The following is a 14,187-nucleotide window of genomic DNA, read 5'->3' as shown; positions in this document are numbered from 1 at the left end:
GTCGGAGCAGCTACTCAGCGCCCATGACCCTCCCCCACGCCCTGCCCCATCTCGAAGCCGTCGCCGGCGACTACGACATCCTGCTGTGCGACGTCTGGGGAGTGATCCACAATGGACGGGAGAGCTGGGCGGGTCCTTGCGAGGCCCTGACCCGGTTCAACGCCCAGGGCGGCCATGTGGTGCTGATCTCCAACTCGCCGCGTCCGGCTTCTGACGTCGTCGCCCAGCTGGACGGGCTGGGCGTGCCGCGTGAGGCGTGGAAGGCCTTCGTCACCTCGGGCGACGCGACCCGCGCCGAACTGGCCAAGCGCGCCCCCGGTCCGGCCTGGATCGTCGGGCCCGAACGCGACGCTCCCCTGTACGCCGGCCTGAACCTGGCGCGGACCGACAGCGCCGAGGACGCCGCCTTCATCTCCGTCACCGGGCCGGTCGACGACACGGTCGAGACGCCGGAGGACTATCGTGAACGACTGGCTGTCGGCGCGGCGCGGAATCTGGAGCTGATCTGCGCCAATCCGGATCGGGTGGTCCAGCGCGGCGATCAGCTCATCTATTGCGGCGGGGCCTTGGCCGACCTCTATGAGGCCTTGGGCGGCCGGGTCGTCATGGCCGGAAAGCCTTTCGGCCCCATCTACGACCTGGCCTTGAGAGAGGCGGAACGTCTGCTGGGACGGCCCGTGGACCGGTCGCGCGTCCTGTGCATCGGCGACGGGGTCGTGACCGACGTCATGGGGGCCAATGCGCAAGGCCTGGACTGCCTGTTCATCGCGCAAGGGATCCACGGCGACCAGGCCAGGGGCGAGGACGGAAGCCTCGATTCCGCCCGCGCCGGCGAACTTCTGAAGGCTGAAACAACATATGCGCGCTACGCCGCGCTCGAACTGGCCTGGTAAGGCTCGCCATTTTGTCGCACCGCCGCTAAAGCCTGATCCATGGTCGAATTGGTTCAGCAACATCCGTCCGGCGGCTACATCCTGGACGAGCTTCACATCGGCATGGCGGCCGAAAAAATCGTCGTGGCGACGGAGGACCGGATTCGGCTGTTCGCCGAGGCGTCCGACGATTTCAACCCCGTGCATCTGGACGAGGCCTTCGCCTCCAAGACCGCCTACCGCGGCCGCATCGCCCACGGCCTGCTCAGCGCCTCCTTCGGCTCGGCCGTGGTCGGCACCATCCTGCCGGGGGCGGGGTCGATCTACATCTCCCAGACCCTGGCCTTCCATCAGCCGGTGCGGATCGACGATGTGGTCCGTATACGGATCACCGTGATCGAAATTGAGTCCGAGAGCGCACGGGTCAAGCTGAGCTGCGAAGGCTTCGTCGGCGAGACGATGATCATGGACGGGATCGCCGTGGTTCGCGTTCCGCGCCGGCGCAAACCGTCCCAGCGCTGATGCAGATTGTCCGCGACTGGCGCGACCTGCCGGACGCCCTGAAGGGCGCGGCGGTCGCGGTCGGCGCCTTCGACGGCGTCCATCGGGGGCACCAGGCGGTCATTGCAGAGGCCAAGGCCGCCGCCGAACGGCTGGGCGCCCCGCTGGGCGTGGTCAGTTTCGATCCCCATCCGCGCCGCTGGTTCCAGCCCGAGGCCGCGCCCTTTCGCCTGATGACCGCCGACCAAATGGCGCGGGCTCTGGCGCCCCTGGGGGTCGACATCCTTTATCTGCTGCCGTTCGACGGCGAGATGGCGGGCATGAGCGACGCCGACTTCGCCGAACAGGTGTTGGCCCAGGGTCTGGGCGTGCGACACGCCGCCGTCGGCTTCGACTTCACCTTCGGCAAGGGGCGGTCCGGCTCGCCCGAGGCGCTGCGGGCCTATGGCGAGCGGCTGGGCTTCACGGTCTCGGTGGCCGAACGCCTGGACGACGCCGACGGGCTGAAACTGTCGTCCAGCGCCGTGCGCGAGGCCCTGAAGGCCGGGGACATGGACCGCGCCGCCGCCATATTGGGCCGCCCCTTCGCCATCCAGGGCGAGGTGATCCACGGCGACAAGCGCGGCCGCACCATCGGCGTGCCGACCGCCAACGTTGCTATGGGCGACTATATGCGGCCGGCCTACGGCGTCTATGCCACACGCAGTCGTCTGGCCGACGGGCGGGTCGTGGACGGGGTGGCCAGCCTGGGCCTGCGGCCCATGTATGCGCTGGAGAGCCCACTGCTGGAGGTCTGGCTGTTCGACTTCGACGGCGACCTGTACGGCCAGATCATCGAGACGGAACTGGTCGCCTGGCTGCGCGGCGAGGAAAGTTTCGACGGGCTGGAGGCCTTGAAGGCCCAGATCGAGGCCGATGCGGCGGCGGCGCGGACAGTCCTGGCTTCCTGATCGCCGCCCCTTCGACCCGGTCAGAGCGGGCGCAACTCCGCCGCAAACCGCTTCCAGTTCTGCACATAGTGCTCCGCCGACATCTGAAGCACGGCGATCTGGGCGGGATCGCGGTCGCGCACCACCTTGCCCGGCTGGCCCACCACCAGACTGTTGTCGGGGATTACCTTGCCCTCGGTCAGCAGGGCGTTGGCGCCGATGATGCAGTTGCGGCCGATCTTCACCCCGTTCAGCACCACCGCCCCAATCCCGATCAGACTGTAGTCCCCGACTTCGCAGCCGTGCAGCATGGCCTTATGCCCGACGGTGACGCCCCGCCCCAGGGTCAGGGGCGAGCCCATGTCGGTGTGCAGGACGCTGCCGTCCTGAATATTGGTGTCGGGGCCCACGGTGATCGGCTCATTGTCGCCGCGCAGCACCGCCCCGAACCAGACGCTGGCGTTGACGTGCAGAATCACGTTTCCAATCACGGATGCGTTCGGCGCCACCCAGTATTCGCCCTGCGGCGGAAACTGAGGTTTGCTGTCGCCCAATGCGTAAATGGTCATCAGAATGCCGCCTAATCTTCGAAAATTGAGGGCTTTAACAGATTTCTAACCACGATAGCATCTAACTGTTGATGCGATTCGAGGGTTGCCATTTCGGCCCCGGATCCGAAGCCGGATCAAGCCCGGTCCGGTCAGTTGTCGGGGCTTTCGCTTGGCGCGTTGGGATCCTGGTTCGGTTGTTCGGGAACGGGTTCAGCCCGTTTTGGACGGCCCGGCCGTTGATCCCGGTGGTCGCTGCGGCGCAGGCCGTGACCCCTTCCTCCCCAAGACCAGCCAAGGCGGAACCCGTGTGGGTCCGCCTTTTTTCATGCCCTGGAGGCGTCCATGACCAAGCGTGCGGCAATGAAGCGTCAGTCCCGTGAAAACGGACTCCTGGATTCGCGAGAGTTCATGGAGGAATCAAAGGTGCGGCGCCTGCACGCCCCCCACAACGAACGGTCAGGCTGGTCGCCCTATCCCAACAATGACGACCGGGACCAGGGCTATCTGAAGACGCTGAAGCCCAAGTCGGACGGTCAGCACGAACTGATGGCGGCCATCGACGCGCACAATCTGGTCATGGCCCTGGGACCGGCAGGGACCGGCAAGACCTATCTCGCCGTCGCCAAGGCGGTCGAGGCGCTTGAGGCCGGCAAGGTCGGCCGCATCGTCCTGAGCCGCCCCGCCGTCGAGGCCGGCGAATCGATCGGCTTCCTGCCGGGCGACATGGAGGACAAGCTGGCCCCCTATCTGCGCCCGCTCTACGACGCCCTGTCGGACCGGCTGTCGATGAAACGGGTCAAGGCCCTGATGGCCGAGGGCCTGATCGAAATCGCCCCCATCGGCTACATGCGCGGCCGCACCCTGAACAACGCCTTCATCGTCGTCGATGAGGCCCAGAACTGCACCTATGTGCAGCTGAAGATGCTGCTGACGCGCCTCGGCTGGCATTCGACCATGGTGGTCACGGGCGACCCCCACCAGTCGGACCTGCTGCCCGGCGTGTCCGGCCTGGCGGATATTTCCGCCCGGCTGGAGGCGGTCGACAACATCGCCGTGGTGCGTCTGGCCGAACGCGACATCGTCCGCCACCCGCTGGTGGCCTCGATGATCGGGGTGCTCTGAACGCCCTGCGGGTCTGAGTAGAGGGAGGGCCGGCGTCCCAGCGCGCCGGCCCTCTCTTTTTGCGCGCCCGTCGCCCCATCCGCAGAAGGGCCCTGAAACGACATGTGAACTGGGGGTGTCATAACCACGTTCGATCATGGCCGTTTCGTGTTGTGAACGCTCTCAATCCATGCTTACCTGTTCATGCGAGGGGCCGAAGAGTCTCCGCACAGGGAGCGGAAAGTTGACGGCCTCTCCAGGTCGTCGAACCTCGGCGTCGAAGACGCTATCCGCAAACAGGATCGAAAAGCCTGCGACAGCAGGCGATGCTGTCGGCTGCCCGCCGCCATCATCGATCCTGTGCGGCGCATCCCAACTCTTGTCCTGACGGCGGTCGCCGTCGCGCAATCGGTTCGGGGCGTCTCTTGAAGTTTTCCAAGTCCTTGATGATCAGCCGTCTCGCCCTGGCCTTCGCCGTGGGCGTGACGCCCGCCGGCGCAGTCGCGCAGCCGGCGCAGTCTGCGCCCCAGACGGAGACGGCCGCCGCCCAATCGCGCGCCGACGCCCTGCTGGCGCGAATGACGCAGGACGAAAAGCTTCAGCTGATCCACGGCTATTTCCCGCCCATGGCGGCGCGGACGCCGGGCGCCCCAGTCGCCGACATGATTCCCTCGGCCGGCCACATCCCGGGAATTCCCCGCCTGGGTATACCCACTCTGCGCGAAAGCGACGCCAGCTTGGGCGTCGCCAACCAGGTCGAGCAGCGCAAGGGCGACGTCGCCACCGCCCTGCCCTCCAGCCTGGCGACCGCCGCCACCTTCGATCCCCAGATCGCCTACGCCGGCGGGGCCATGATCGGCTCGGAGGCGAGGGCCAAGCGGTTCAACATCCTGCTGGCCGGCGGGGTGAACCTGACGCGCGATCCGTGGACCGGAAGGAATTTCGAATATCTGGGCGAGGATCCTCTGCTGGCCGGGGTCATGGCCGGGGAGCATATCCGCGGCGTCCAGTCGAACAGGATCGTTTCGACCATCAAACATTTCGCCTTCAACGCGCAAGAGACCGGGCGGATGATCATGGATGCGCGGCTGGACGAGGCGTCCCTGCGCGAAAGCGACCTCTTGGCCTTCCAGATCGCCATAGAGCGGGGAAATCCCGGCTCGGTCATGTGCGCCTACAACAAGGTCAACGGCGACTGGGCCTGCGAGAACGACGTCCTGCTGAACCAGGTGCTGAAGCGCGACTGGGCCTATGACGGCTGGGTCATGTCGGACTGGGGCGCGGTCCATTCGACCGAGAAGGCGGCCCTGGCGGGGCTGGACCAAGCCTCGGGCCAGGAGCTGGACCGGGCGCTTTATTTCGACGCGCCCTTCAGGGAGGCTCTGGAAGCCGGACGGATCCCACAGGCGCGGCTGGACGACATGGTGCGCCGCCTGCTGGTCGGCCTGATCCGGACCGGTGTGCTCGACGCACCCGTGGTGACGACCCAACAGCCGATCGACTACGCCCGCAACGCCGAGGTCGCCCAGCGCGCGGCCGAGGCCGGAATCGTGCTGCTGAAGAACGACGGCGGGGTCCTGCCCCTGGCCAGGACGGCGAAGCGGATCGTGCTGATCGGCGGCCATGCCGACGTCGGCGTCCTGTCGGGCGGCGGATCGTCCCAGGTGCGGTCGGTCGGCGGGGCGCCGGTGGAGATACCCCTGACCTCGGGGGCCGCAGCCTCGTTCGCGCGGATCACCTGGCATGCGTCGTCGCCGCTGAACGCCATCCGGGCGATCGTGCCGGAGGCGACCGTGACCTATGTCGACGGCAAGGATGCGGCGGCTGCGGCTGCTGCGGCGCGAGCGGCGGACGTCGCCGTCGTCTTTGCCATCCAGTGGACCACCGAGGCCCAGGACGTCGAGACCCTGTCCCTGCCCGACGATCAGGACGCCCTGATCGAGGCGGTCGCCGCCGCCAACGACAAGACCGTAGTGGTGCTGGAGACCGGAGGGCCGGTGCTGATGCCCTGGCTGGAGAAGACCCCGGCTGTGATCCAGGCCTGGTATCCCGGCCAGCGCGGCGGCGAGGCCGTCGCCCGCATCCTGTTCGGCGAGGTCAATCCGTCGGGCCGTCTGCCGATCACCTTCCCCGCCTCGGCCGACCAGGCGCCGCGCCCGACGCCGCCGGGCCTGGAGGCGCTGAAGAGCGCCGAGGCCGCAGCCGCCGCCAATCCCGGCGCGCCCCAGGCCGGCGAAATCCAGGGCTTCGAGGTGGACTATGCCGAAGGCTCGGACGTCGGCTACCGCTGGTACGAACGCGAGGGCAAGACGCCCCTGTTCCCGTTCGGATATGGTCTCAGCTACACAAGCTTCGCCTATTCCAACCTGGCGGCGTCCAGCGCAGACAAGCTCAGCGTCAGCGTCGATGTGACCAATACCGGCGCGCGAGCCGGCGCCGAGGTTGCGCAACTCTATGTCGCTTCGGGCGATCGGCCCCGCCGTCTGGCCGCCTTTGCGCGGGTGAACCTGGCGCCGGGCGAGACGCGCCGCGTCACCCTGACGGCCGAGCCGCGCATCCTGGCCGAATACGACACCGCCCTGCCCGGCTGGCGCATCACGCCGGGCGATTACCGCATCACCGTCGCCCGTGACGCCGCTGAGCCGGGGTTGAGCGCGACCGCCACGCTTTCAGGGTCGACCATCAAACCTTGAACCAATGCCGCACAACAAAACGCGGCGCCACCGAGGAGGGAGAAAGAGATGAGAATCCACAAGAGGCCCATGGTTGCGGCCTTGCTGGCGAGTTCGGCGCTGGTCGCGCCGGCCTACGCCCAGACGGGGCCCCAGACCGCTGAACCGGCGGCGACGCAGGAGCCGACCGAGGTCGGCGAAATCGTCGTGACCGGCATCCGCGCGTCGCAGACCCAGTCGATCAACGTCAAGCGCAACGAGACCGCTTTGGTCGATGCGATTTCGGCGGAAGACATCGGCAAACTGCCTGACGTCACCGTGGCCGATGCCCTGCAACGCATCGCCGGCATCCAGATCCGCCGCACCGCAGGTGAGGGCTCCACCGTCAACATCCGCGGCCTGCCGCAGGTTGTGACCCTGCTGAACGGCGAACAATATCTGAGCCCCGGCAACCTGGGCAGCGCCCAGCCGAACCTGAACGACGTGCCGTCGCAGCTGATGAGCTCGATCGTCGTGTTCAAGTCGCAGGACGTGACGAACGCCCTGTCCGGCATCTCCGGCACCATCGATCTGCGCACCCGTCGTCCGATGGACTTCAGCTACGGAACGACCGTCACCGGCGCCGCCGAATACCAGACGGGCGAACGCACTCGTCAGGACGACTACCTGATCAACGGCCTGCTGAACTGGCGCGGCGACCGCATGGGCGTCATGGTCTCGGGCGTGCTCAGCAATTCGAACCTGGGCAATAACTACGCGGGCACCGCCGGCAGCCTGTTCGGCAGCAACGACTGGGGCGGTTCGGGCAACGCTTGGCTGGCGCCCCACGGCTACGAAATGTTCAACCGCGTGGTCGAGCGCGAACGGGTCGGTCTGAACGCCGCCTTCCAGTTTGACATCGAAGACGGCATTCGTCTGACGGCCGAGGCCTTCTACACCAAACAGGACGAGTACAATCGCGCCGCCGGCCTGAACGTCTCCAACCGCTGGAGCGGGCTGGGGTGGACCACCCCGACCGAGTCGACCGACACGGGCCTGGGTTGGCTCGACGTCGAGGAATATGATCTGGACGCCTGGTGGGTAAACTCCTTCACCGTCAACCGCGTCACCAACAATGAGTCCAAGAACTTCAACCTGGAGCTGGACTACGACAAGGGCGGTCCCTTCACCTTCAATGCGCGGGCGATCAAGGCCGAGGCCTCGCTGCTGAGCATGAACGGTCAGGTCCAGGGCGACCTGTCCAACTGGGAGTACGGATCGGACCGCGCCTTCACCCTGTTCCGCCAAGCGGCGGACCGCACCCGCGGCACCTTCTACCCCGCCTCGATCGCCGCCCTGTATCCGGCCTCACGCTATTCCAACAACGTCGTCGGCAGCCAAGGCGGTCGCTACATCACGCCGAACCCCTTCGGTTATGGGGCGGACCCGCAACTGCATATCGATACCGGCGGTTCGAAACTGGCCTGGAGCGGGTTCGAAAACAACATCGTCGGCGGCTTGGGCAATGTGCCGCTGAGCCAATATATGTCGAACCTCGATTCCTACACGGTCGGGGCCTATTCATCCGAAGGCAACCAGCGCAACAACTCGGACCTGACCGTTGTCCGTTTCGACGGCTCGTATGAGTTCCAGGAGCGCCCTGCTTTCGGCTTCCTGACCCGCGTCGACGCCGGGGTTCGCCACAGCGGTCGCGAGGTGGAGATCACCAACTTCCATCTGTTCTCGGACTTCTACGCCAATGCCGGCGCCGGCAACCAAGCGGGCTGCTCGGCCCAGTGGAAGGCCATCGACGTCGTGATGGACAATCCGCAGTGCCAGTCTGGCGAGTTCGTGACTAACCCCGGGTTCAATCCGGCCTTGGCGGTTGCGACCACGCCCAGCAGCTGTACGGCCGGCACGGTGGCCAACGCCCCCACCTGCTTCCAGGGCTATACCGTCAACCGCCCCACGCTGCTGCGCGAAAACAACAATACCTACTTCCTGACCGACTTCGGCTCGGTCGCCTCGGGCATTCCGGGGGTGTGGGTGGCTGATCCGCGCGATTTCGACGACCCCCGCGCCTTCCAGCAACGGGTCTTCGGCAACGCCTATGACGTCATCATTCCCGGCAACTCCTATGACGTCGATCTGTATGAGGACAGCGCCTATCTGAACGGCGCCGTCGAGTTCGGCGCCCTGCACGGCGACGTGGGCGTGCGGATGGTCCGGACCGAGCTTCGGGTCCGTCAAAATCAGACCGGCGACGTGCGCGCCTATGGCGACACGAACAACGATGTCGGCGACACGATTTCGAGCCGCAGCTACACGGACTGGCTGCCGTCGGTGAACCTGGCCTACGACTTCAGCGACAAGCTGCGTCTGCGGGCCGCCTACGCCAAAACCATGATCCCGCTGGATCTGGGCAACTACGGCGGCGGCGTCACCATATCGACGGCGGACCCCCAGGGCCCGACGCCCGCCGATCCGACCGCTCCGCCCGTCGGCGTTCGTCGGGTGACCGGGGCCACCCTGTCCGGAAGCCCGGACCTTGACCCTTGGCGTTCGGATAACTTCGATCTGGCGCTGGAGTACTATTACGGCCCGGCGACGATGTTCAACATCGCGGCCTTCCGCCTGAATATCGATAGCTTCGTCACCCGCGCCACCGTCCCCCAGAGCGGGTCATATGCGGACGGCGATGGCGTCATCCGCAGGCTGGTGGACGTCAACCGTCCGGTACAAGGCGACGGCGGCCAGCTTCAAGGCATCGAAATAGGCGCCAAGATCGGTCTGTCGGATTTCATCGACACGCCCATCTGGTCCGATTTCGGCTTCGACGGCAGCTACACCTTCTCGGACAGCTCCTCCAACTCGACGGCCCTGAACGGGGACGAACTGCCGTTCCAGGACAACTCGAAACACTCGCTGAACGCCGCCGTCTGGTACCAGGGCGACAAGCTTCAGGCGCGGGTCGCCTGGAACTATCGCACGCCGCGCCTCAACAGCACGTTCGGCAGCATCCCGATCTATCAGGATACGTCGCAATACGTGGATGTGAACGTGACCTATGACGTCAACGACATGGTCACGGTTTACGCCAACGGATCGAACGTCCTGGGCGAAATCGAGGAGTACTACCTCGAGTTCAAGCCGGGTGCGGAACAGTTCCAGAGCCGCAACGAGTTCGAGCCGCGCTACACCATCGGCGTGCGCGCTCGCTTCTGATCTCTTCCTGAGCAGACTGGCCGGCGGCATTCGTGTCGCCGGCCTCTTTTTTCGCGTATTGGGATCAGGCCATGGATGAGATCGACGATCCTCGCATCCGTTCCGTCGTCATCGTGGGCGGCGGCACCGCCGGCTGGATGACGGCTGCGGCCCTGGTCCAGCATTTCCGCAGCACACCGCTGAAGATCACCGTGGTCGAGTCCTCCGACATCGGCACGATCGGCGTGGGCGAGGCGACCATTCCCACCATCCGTCGGTTCTATGGGCAGCTGGGTCTGCGCGACGACGACGTGATGCGGGCCACCCAGGCGACCTGCAAACTGGGGATCCGCTTCATCGACTGGTCCGGGCCGGGCTCGGACTTCATCCATCCCTTCGGCCTGTACGGGCAGGACGTGAAGGGGATCGGTTTTCATCATTACTGGCTGAAGCAGAAGCGCGCGGGCAACCCCGCGCCGCTGGCGGCCTATTCCTTGGGCGCGTCCCTGGCCGCCGGGGGCAAGTTCATCCAGCCCTCGCCCAATCCGCCGTCCCAGCTGTCGGTGTTCGACTGGGCGCTTCATCTGGACGCCGGCCTGTTCGCCCAACATCTGCGCGCCTATGCCGAGGCCGGGGGCTGCGCCCGGATCGACGCCCGCATCCGCTCGGTCGAACTGCGGCCCGAGGACGGTTTCGTGCGCGCCCTGACCCTGGACGACGGGCGCGAGGTCGAAGGCGATCTGTTCGTCGATTGCTCGGGCTTCAAGGGGCTGGTGATCGGCGAGGCCCTGGGCGTCGGGTTCGAGGACTGGGGCCGCTGGCTGGCTTGCGACGCCGCCTATGCGGTGCAGAGCGCCAACCGCCCAGGCGACGCCCCCGCCCCCTTCACCCGCGTCACTGCCCGGTCGGCCGGATGGCAATGGGGGATTCCGCTGCGCCACAGGGCCGGCAACGGCCTGGTCTTTTCCAGCGCCCATCTGAGCGACGATCAGGCCCTGGCCGAGCTTATGCCCCATCTGCTGGGCGATCCGCTGACGGAGCCGCGTCGCATTCCCTTCCGCCCCGGCCGGCGGTCGCAGGCCTGGGCCAAGAACTGCGTCGCCATCGGCCTGTCGTCCGGCTTCCTGGAGCCGCTGGAGAGCACCAGTATCGCCCTGATCGAGACGGGCATCGAGCGACTGAAGGCCCTGTTCCCCGACCGCCGCTTCGCCCAGCCGATCCTGGACGAGTTCAATGATCAGACTGCGCGGGAGATGGAGCGGGTGCGGGACTTCATCATCCTGCACTACAAGCTGAACCGGCGGACCGACACGGACTTCTGGCGCGACTGCCGCGATATGGCCGTCCCCGAGACGCTGGAGCGCAAGCTCGCCCTGTGGACCGCGCGGGGCCAGTTCGTCCGCTATCGGTGGGAGATGTTCCACCCGGCCAGCTGGCTGGCCATCTATGACGGCTTCGGCCTGTATCCCGACCATTACGACCCCGCCGTCGACGCCATGGACCCGGCCTATCTGGCGCGCAGCCTGGCCGAGATGCGGACCAATATTGCCGACTTCGTCGCTCGGACCCCCGATCACGCCCAATTCCTGGCGGGTCTCGATCCCGCCGCCTCAGCCGCATGAGACCCGAGATGGACCAACCCCGCCGTCCCCTGAAGAAGATCTGCATCGTCGGCGGCGGGACCGCCGGCTGGATCGCCGCCGCCCTGATGGCCGAGCATTTCAAGGGCCGGATGGCCGAGGTCGAGTTGGTCGAGTCCGACGACATCGGCACGATCGGGGTCGGCGAATCCACCGTGCCCCCCTTCCTGGAAATGCTGAAGAAGCTGGGGATCAACGAGCAGGACTTCATCCAACAGACCCAGGCCAGTTTCAAACTGGGCATCCAGTTCGACGACTGGACCGAGAAGGGCGAAAGCTATTTCCACCCGTTCGGCGCCATCGGCGTGCCGGTGGACGTCAGCGACTTCTATCCGGTCTGGCTGAAGGCGCGGATGAACGGCTATCAGCGCCCGCTGATGGACTTCGCCTCTGCGGCGCGGATGGCGGCCCACGAAAGGTTCATGCTGCCGTTCAAGGCCCAGCGCAGCCCCATCGGCGGGGCCTCCTACGCCGTCCATGTGGATGCGAAGCGGGTGGCCCGCTATCTGCGCGACTTCGCCGAAGCGCGGGGGGTGAAGCGGACCGAAGGCATCGTCGAGGATGTGATGACGCGGCCCGACGGCTTCGTCACCGGCGTGAAACTGAAATCGGGCCAGACGGTCGAGGCGGACTTCTTCATCGACTGCACCGGCTTCCGCGCCCTGCTGATCGGCAAGACCCTGGGCGTCGGCTATACAGACTGGTCCGAATGGCTGATGTGCGACCGGGCCATCGCGGTCCAGACCGAGAATGTCGGGGCGCCCAAACCCTATACCCTGGCCCAGGCGCAGGACTGCGGCTGGCGCTGGCGCATCCCGCTGCAGCACCGGACCGGCAACGGCCATGTCTTCTGCAGCCGCTACATGTCGGACGACGAGGCGACGGCGCGCCTGCTGGCCCAGGTCGAGGGCCGGCCGGTGGTCAATCCGATGGTGGTGCCGTTCAAGACCGGGGTGCGGGAGAAGATCTGGGACAGGAACGTCCTGTCCCTGGGTCTGGCCAGCGGCTTCATCGAGCCGCTGGAATCGACGGCCATCCACCTGATCTATCGCGGGATGGACTTCTTCTTCCGCCTGATGCCGGACCTGGATTGCGATCCGAAACTGGCGACCGAATACAATCGGCGGATGACCGTGGACTACGAGGAGATCCGCGACTTCATCATCCTGCACTACGCCCTGACGAGGCGGGACGACACGCCCTTCTGGCGGGCATGCCGCGACATGGCCCTGCCCGAGGGGTTGCAGCACAAGCTGGACGTCTTCCGCGCCAACGGCAGCCTGGTCGAGGCGCTGGACCCCCTGTTCCGCAATGTCAGCTGGTATGCGGTGATGGACGGCATGGGGGTGACGCCCCGCTCCTATCCGCCGCTGGTCGACCGGATCGACTTCTCCGGCCTGACCGCCGAGATGGACCGGGCGGCCGATATTCTGAACGCCTTCGTCAAGGACCTGCCGTCGCATCAGCAGTTTCTGCAGGACAACTGTCCCGCCCCGCCGGTCGACCTGGCGCCGGTCGCCCCGGCCACCGTACCCGCTTGATGCCGGCGCGCTTGCCTTATCGCCGCCGAGCCTGACAGTATGAGGCGGGGATAAGGAACCAGAGTTTGCGCCGCGCCGTCACCATCAAGCACGTCGCCGCCGAGGCGGGCGTTTCCCTGCAGACGGTGTCGCGGGTCATTAACAACGAACCGAACGTGCGGCCCGTGGTGCAGGAGCGGGTGCGCGCCGCCGTGGCCAAGCTGGGCTATGTGCCCAGTCTGGCGGCGCGACGGATGGGGGGCTCGCGCTCCTATCTGCTGATGGCGCTGAACGACCGAGACCGGACCATCGAGGGCTGGAAGTCCGGCGAGGGCACCGACTGGGTCGACCAGATGCTGATGGGCGGCATGCTGAAGTGCGAGTCGCACGGCTATCGGATGATCTTCGAACTGGTCGACACCCATTCCGACCATGTGGATCGCGCCGTGCGCGCCGCCCTCGCCGCTCTTCACCCCGACGGCGTCATCCTGACCCCGCCGCACAGCGAAAACCCGGCCATCACCGGCCTGCTCAGCCAGTTGGGCCTGCCCTTTGCGCGGATCGCGTCGATCGCCGAGGGCGACGGGTTCGCCGTATCGATGGACGACGCCGAGGCCGCCGCCCACGCGACGGATCATCTTCTCTCCCTCGGCCATAGGCGCGTCGGCTTCGTCACCGGCAGCCCGCAATACGCAGTCAGCGACGGCCGGCTGTCCGGCTATCGCGCCGCTATGAGCGCCTCGCCCCATGGGCTGGACGAGACCCTGATCGGACGCGGCGACTTCTCCTATGAGTCGGGTGTCGCCGCTGTGGACGCCCTGCTCGATCTGCCATCGCCGCCGACGGCGGTCGTCTGCAGCAATGACCGCATGGCCCTGGCGGCGATCCGCACCGCCCAGCGACGCGGTCTTTCCACGCCGTCGGACCTGTCGGTCGTCAGTTTCGACAATACGCCCCTGGCGCGGTTCGCCGACATGACGGCGGTGATCCAGCCCGTCGCCGAGATGAGCGCGGTCGCCGCCGACCTGCTGATCCGGTTCAAGGCGGGGGAAACGGACCTGCCGTCCCAAAGCAGGGTGGCCTTCGGCTTTGCGCCTCGCGGCTCGACCGCCCCGCCCCGGTCTGGCGGCTCACGCTAGGCGACAGTCTTTTCGCCGAGGCCTTAATAAGTCCAGCAGCGCCCGGATCGCATGATATAGGGCCGTCTCTCCTGTTCGT

General features: G+C 66.5%; 10 protein-coding genes. 9 read left to right on the top strand and 1 reads right to left on the bottom strand.

Going from position 1 to position 14,187, the window contains the following annotated elements; translation table 11 throughout:
* Nucleotides 1-23: 23 nt before the first annotated feature.
* The 3 genes from JMT67_RS16030 to JMT67_RS16020 are packed head-to-tail and all read left to right on the top strand — an operon-like array spanning nt 24 to nt 2,323.
* Entirely contained in the window at nt 24-893 is an 870-nt protein-coding gene (locus JMT67_RS16030; RefSeq protein WP_201464175.1) for a TIGR01459 family HAD-type hydrolase, read from the top strand.
* Between the two features lie 39 nt (nt 894-932).
* Complete coding sequence (locus tag JMT67_RS16025) at nt 933-1,394, top strand: MaoC family dehydratase (RefSeq protein ID WP_054764991.1); 462 nt, start codon at nt 933-935, stop codon at nt 1,392-1,394.
* Nucleotides 1,394-2,323: a bifunctional riboflavin kinase/FAD synthetase gene (locus tag JMT67_RS16020; protein ID WP_201464174.1), complete on the top strand. Its 930-nt coding sequence runs from the start codon at nt 1,394-1,396 to the stop codon at nt 2,321-2,323. The genes JMT67_RS16025 and JMT67_RS16020 overlap by 1 nt, the downstream gene beginning before the upstream one ends.
* A 20-nt stretch (nt 2,324-2,343) precedes the next feature.
* On the opposite strand, the gene JMT67_RS16015 is transcribed toward JMT67_RS16020, so the two are convergent.
* On the bottom strand, nt 2,344-2,871 hold the full coding sequence (locus tag JMT67_RS16015; protein ID WP_152949697.1) for a gamma carbonic anhydrase family protein: 528 nt from the start codon (nt 2,869-2,871) through the stop codon (nt 2,344-2,346).
* Between the two features lie 312 nt (nt 2,872-3,183).
* On the opposite strand from JMT67_RS16015, the gene JMT67_RS16010 reads away from it, so the two are divergent.
* The 6 genes from JMT67_RS16010 to JMT67_RS15985 all read left to right on the top strand — a co-directional run bounded on the left by JMT67_RS16010 (nt 3,184) and on the right by JMT67_RS15985 (nt 14,108).
* Nucleotides 3,184-3,975, top strand: coding sequence for a PhoH family protein (locus tag JMT67_RS16010; RefSeq protein WP_152949696.1), 792 nt, complete (start codon nt 3,184-3,186; stop codon nt 3,973-3,975).
* A 425-nt stretch (nt 3,976-4,400) separates the two neighbouring features.
* Entirely contained in the window at nt 4,401-6,647 is a 2,247-nt protein-coding gene (locus JMT67_RS16005; protein ID WP_201464173.1) for a beta-glucosidase family protein, read from the top strand.
* A gap of 48 nt (nt 6,648-6,695) precedes the next feature.
* The gene (locus JMT67_RS16000; protein ID WP_233455957.1) at nt 6,696-9,830 is read left to right on the top strand and encodes a TonB-dependent receptor; all 3,135 of its coding nucleotides are present in this window, start codon (nt 6,696-6,698) and stop codon (nt 9,828-9,830) included.
* Nucleotides 9,831-9,901: 71 nt separating this feature from the next.
* Complete coding sequence (locus JMT67_RS15995) at nt 9,902-11,431, top strand: tryptophan halogenase family protein (protein ID WP_201464172.1); 1,530 nt, start codon at nt 9,902-9,904, stop codon at nt 11,429-11,431.
* A gap of 8 nt (nt 11,432-11,439) precedes the next feature.
* The gene (locus JMT67_RS15990) at nt 11,440-12,990 is read left to right on the top strand and encodes a tryptophan halogenase family protein (protein ID WP_201464171.1); all 1,551 of its coding nucleotides are present in this window, start codon (nt 11,440-11,442) and stop codon (nt 12,988-12,990) included.
* Nucleotides 12,991-13,055: 65 nt separating this feature from the next.
* On the top strand, nt 13,056-14,108 hold the full coding sequence (locus JMT67_RS15985; RefSeq protein WP_233455956.1) for a LacI family DNA-binding transcriptional regulator: 1,053 nt from the start codon (nt 13,056-13,058) through the stop codon (nt 14,106-14,108).
* The last annotated feature ends 79 nt before the right edge of the window (nt 14,109-14,187 follow it).

Origin of the sequence: Brevundimonas aurantiaca (assembly GCF_904830995.1) — a bacterium.
GTDB classification, from domain to species: domain Bacteria; phylum Pseudomonadota; class Alphaproteobacteria; order Caulobacterales; family Caulobacteraceae; genus Brevundimonas; species Brevundimonas aurantiaca.
The sequence above is the reverse complement of the archived record's forward strand: the minus strand, read 5'-3'. Positions and strand labels throughout refer to the sequence as shown.

What these genes read in the sequence shown, in the direction of transcription:
- JMT67_RS16000 (WP_233455957.1), top strand. Translation starts at nt 6,696, where the DNA reads ATGAGAATCCACAAGAGGCCCATGGTTGCGGCCTTGCTGGCGAGTTCG.
- JMT67_RS16030 (WP_201464175.1), top strand. Translation starts at nt 24, where the DNA reads ATGACCCTCCCCCACGCCCTGCCCCATCTCGAAGCCGTCGCCGGCGAC.
- JMT67_RS16025 (WP_054764991.1), top strand. Translation starts at nt 933, where the DNA reads ATGGTCGAATTGGTTCAGCAACATCCGTCCGGCGGCTACATCCTGGAC.
- JMT67_RS16015 (WP_152949697.1), bottom strand. Translation starts at nt 2,871, where the DNA reads ATGACCATTTACGCATTGGGCGACAGCAAACCTCAGTTTCCGCCGCAG.
- JMT67_RS15995 (WP_201464172.1), top strand. Translation starts at nt 9,902, where the DNA reads ATGGATGAGATCGACGATCCTCGCATCCGTTCCGTCGTCATCGTGGGC.
- JMT67_RS15990 (WP_201464171.1), top strand. Translation starts at nt 11,440, where the DNA reads ATGGACCAACCCCGCCGTCCCCTGAAGAAGATCTGCATCGTCGGCGGC.
- JMT67_RS16005 (WP_201464173.1), top strand. Translation starts at nt 4,401, where the DNA reads ATGATCAGCCGTCTCGCCCTGGCCTTCGCCGTGGGCGTGACGCCCGCC.
- JMT67_RS16020 (WP_201464174.1), top strand. Translation starts at nt 1,394, where the DNA reads ATGCAGATTGTCCGCGACTGGCGCGACCTGCCGGACGCCCTGAAGGGC.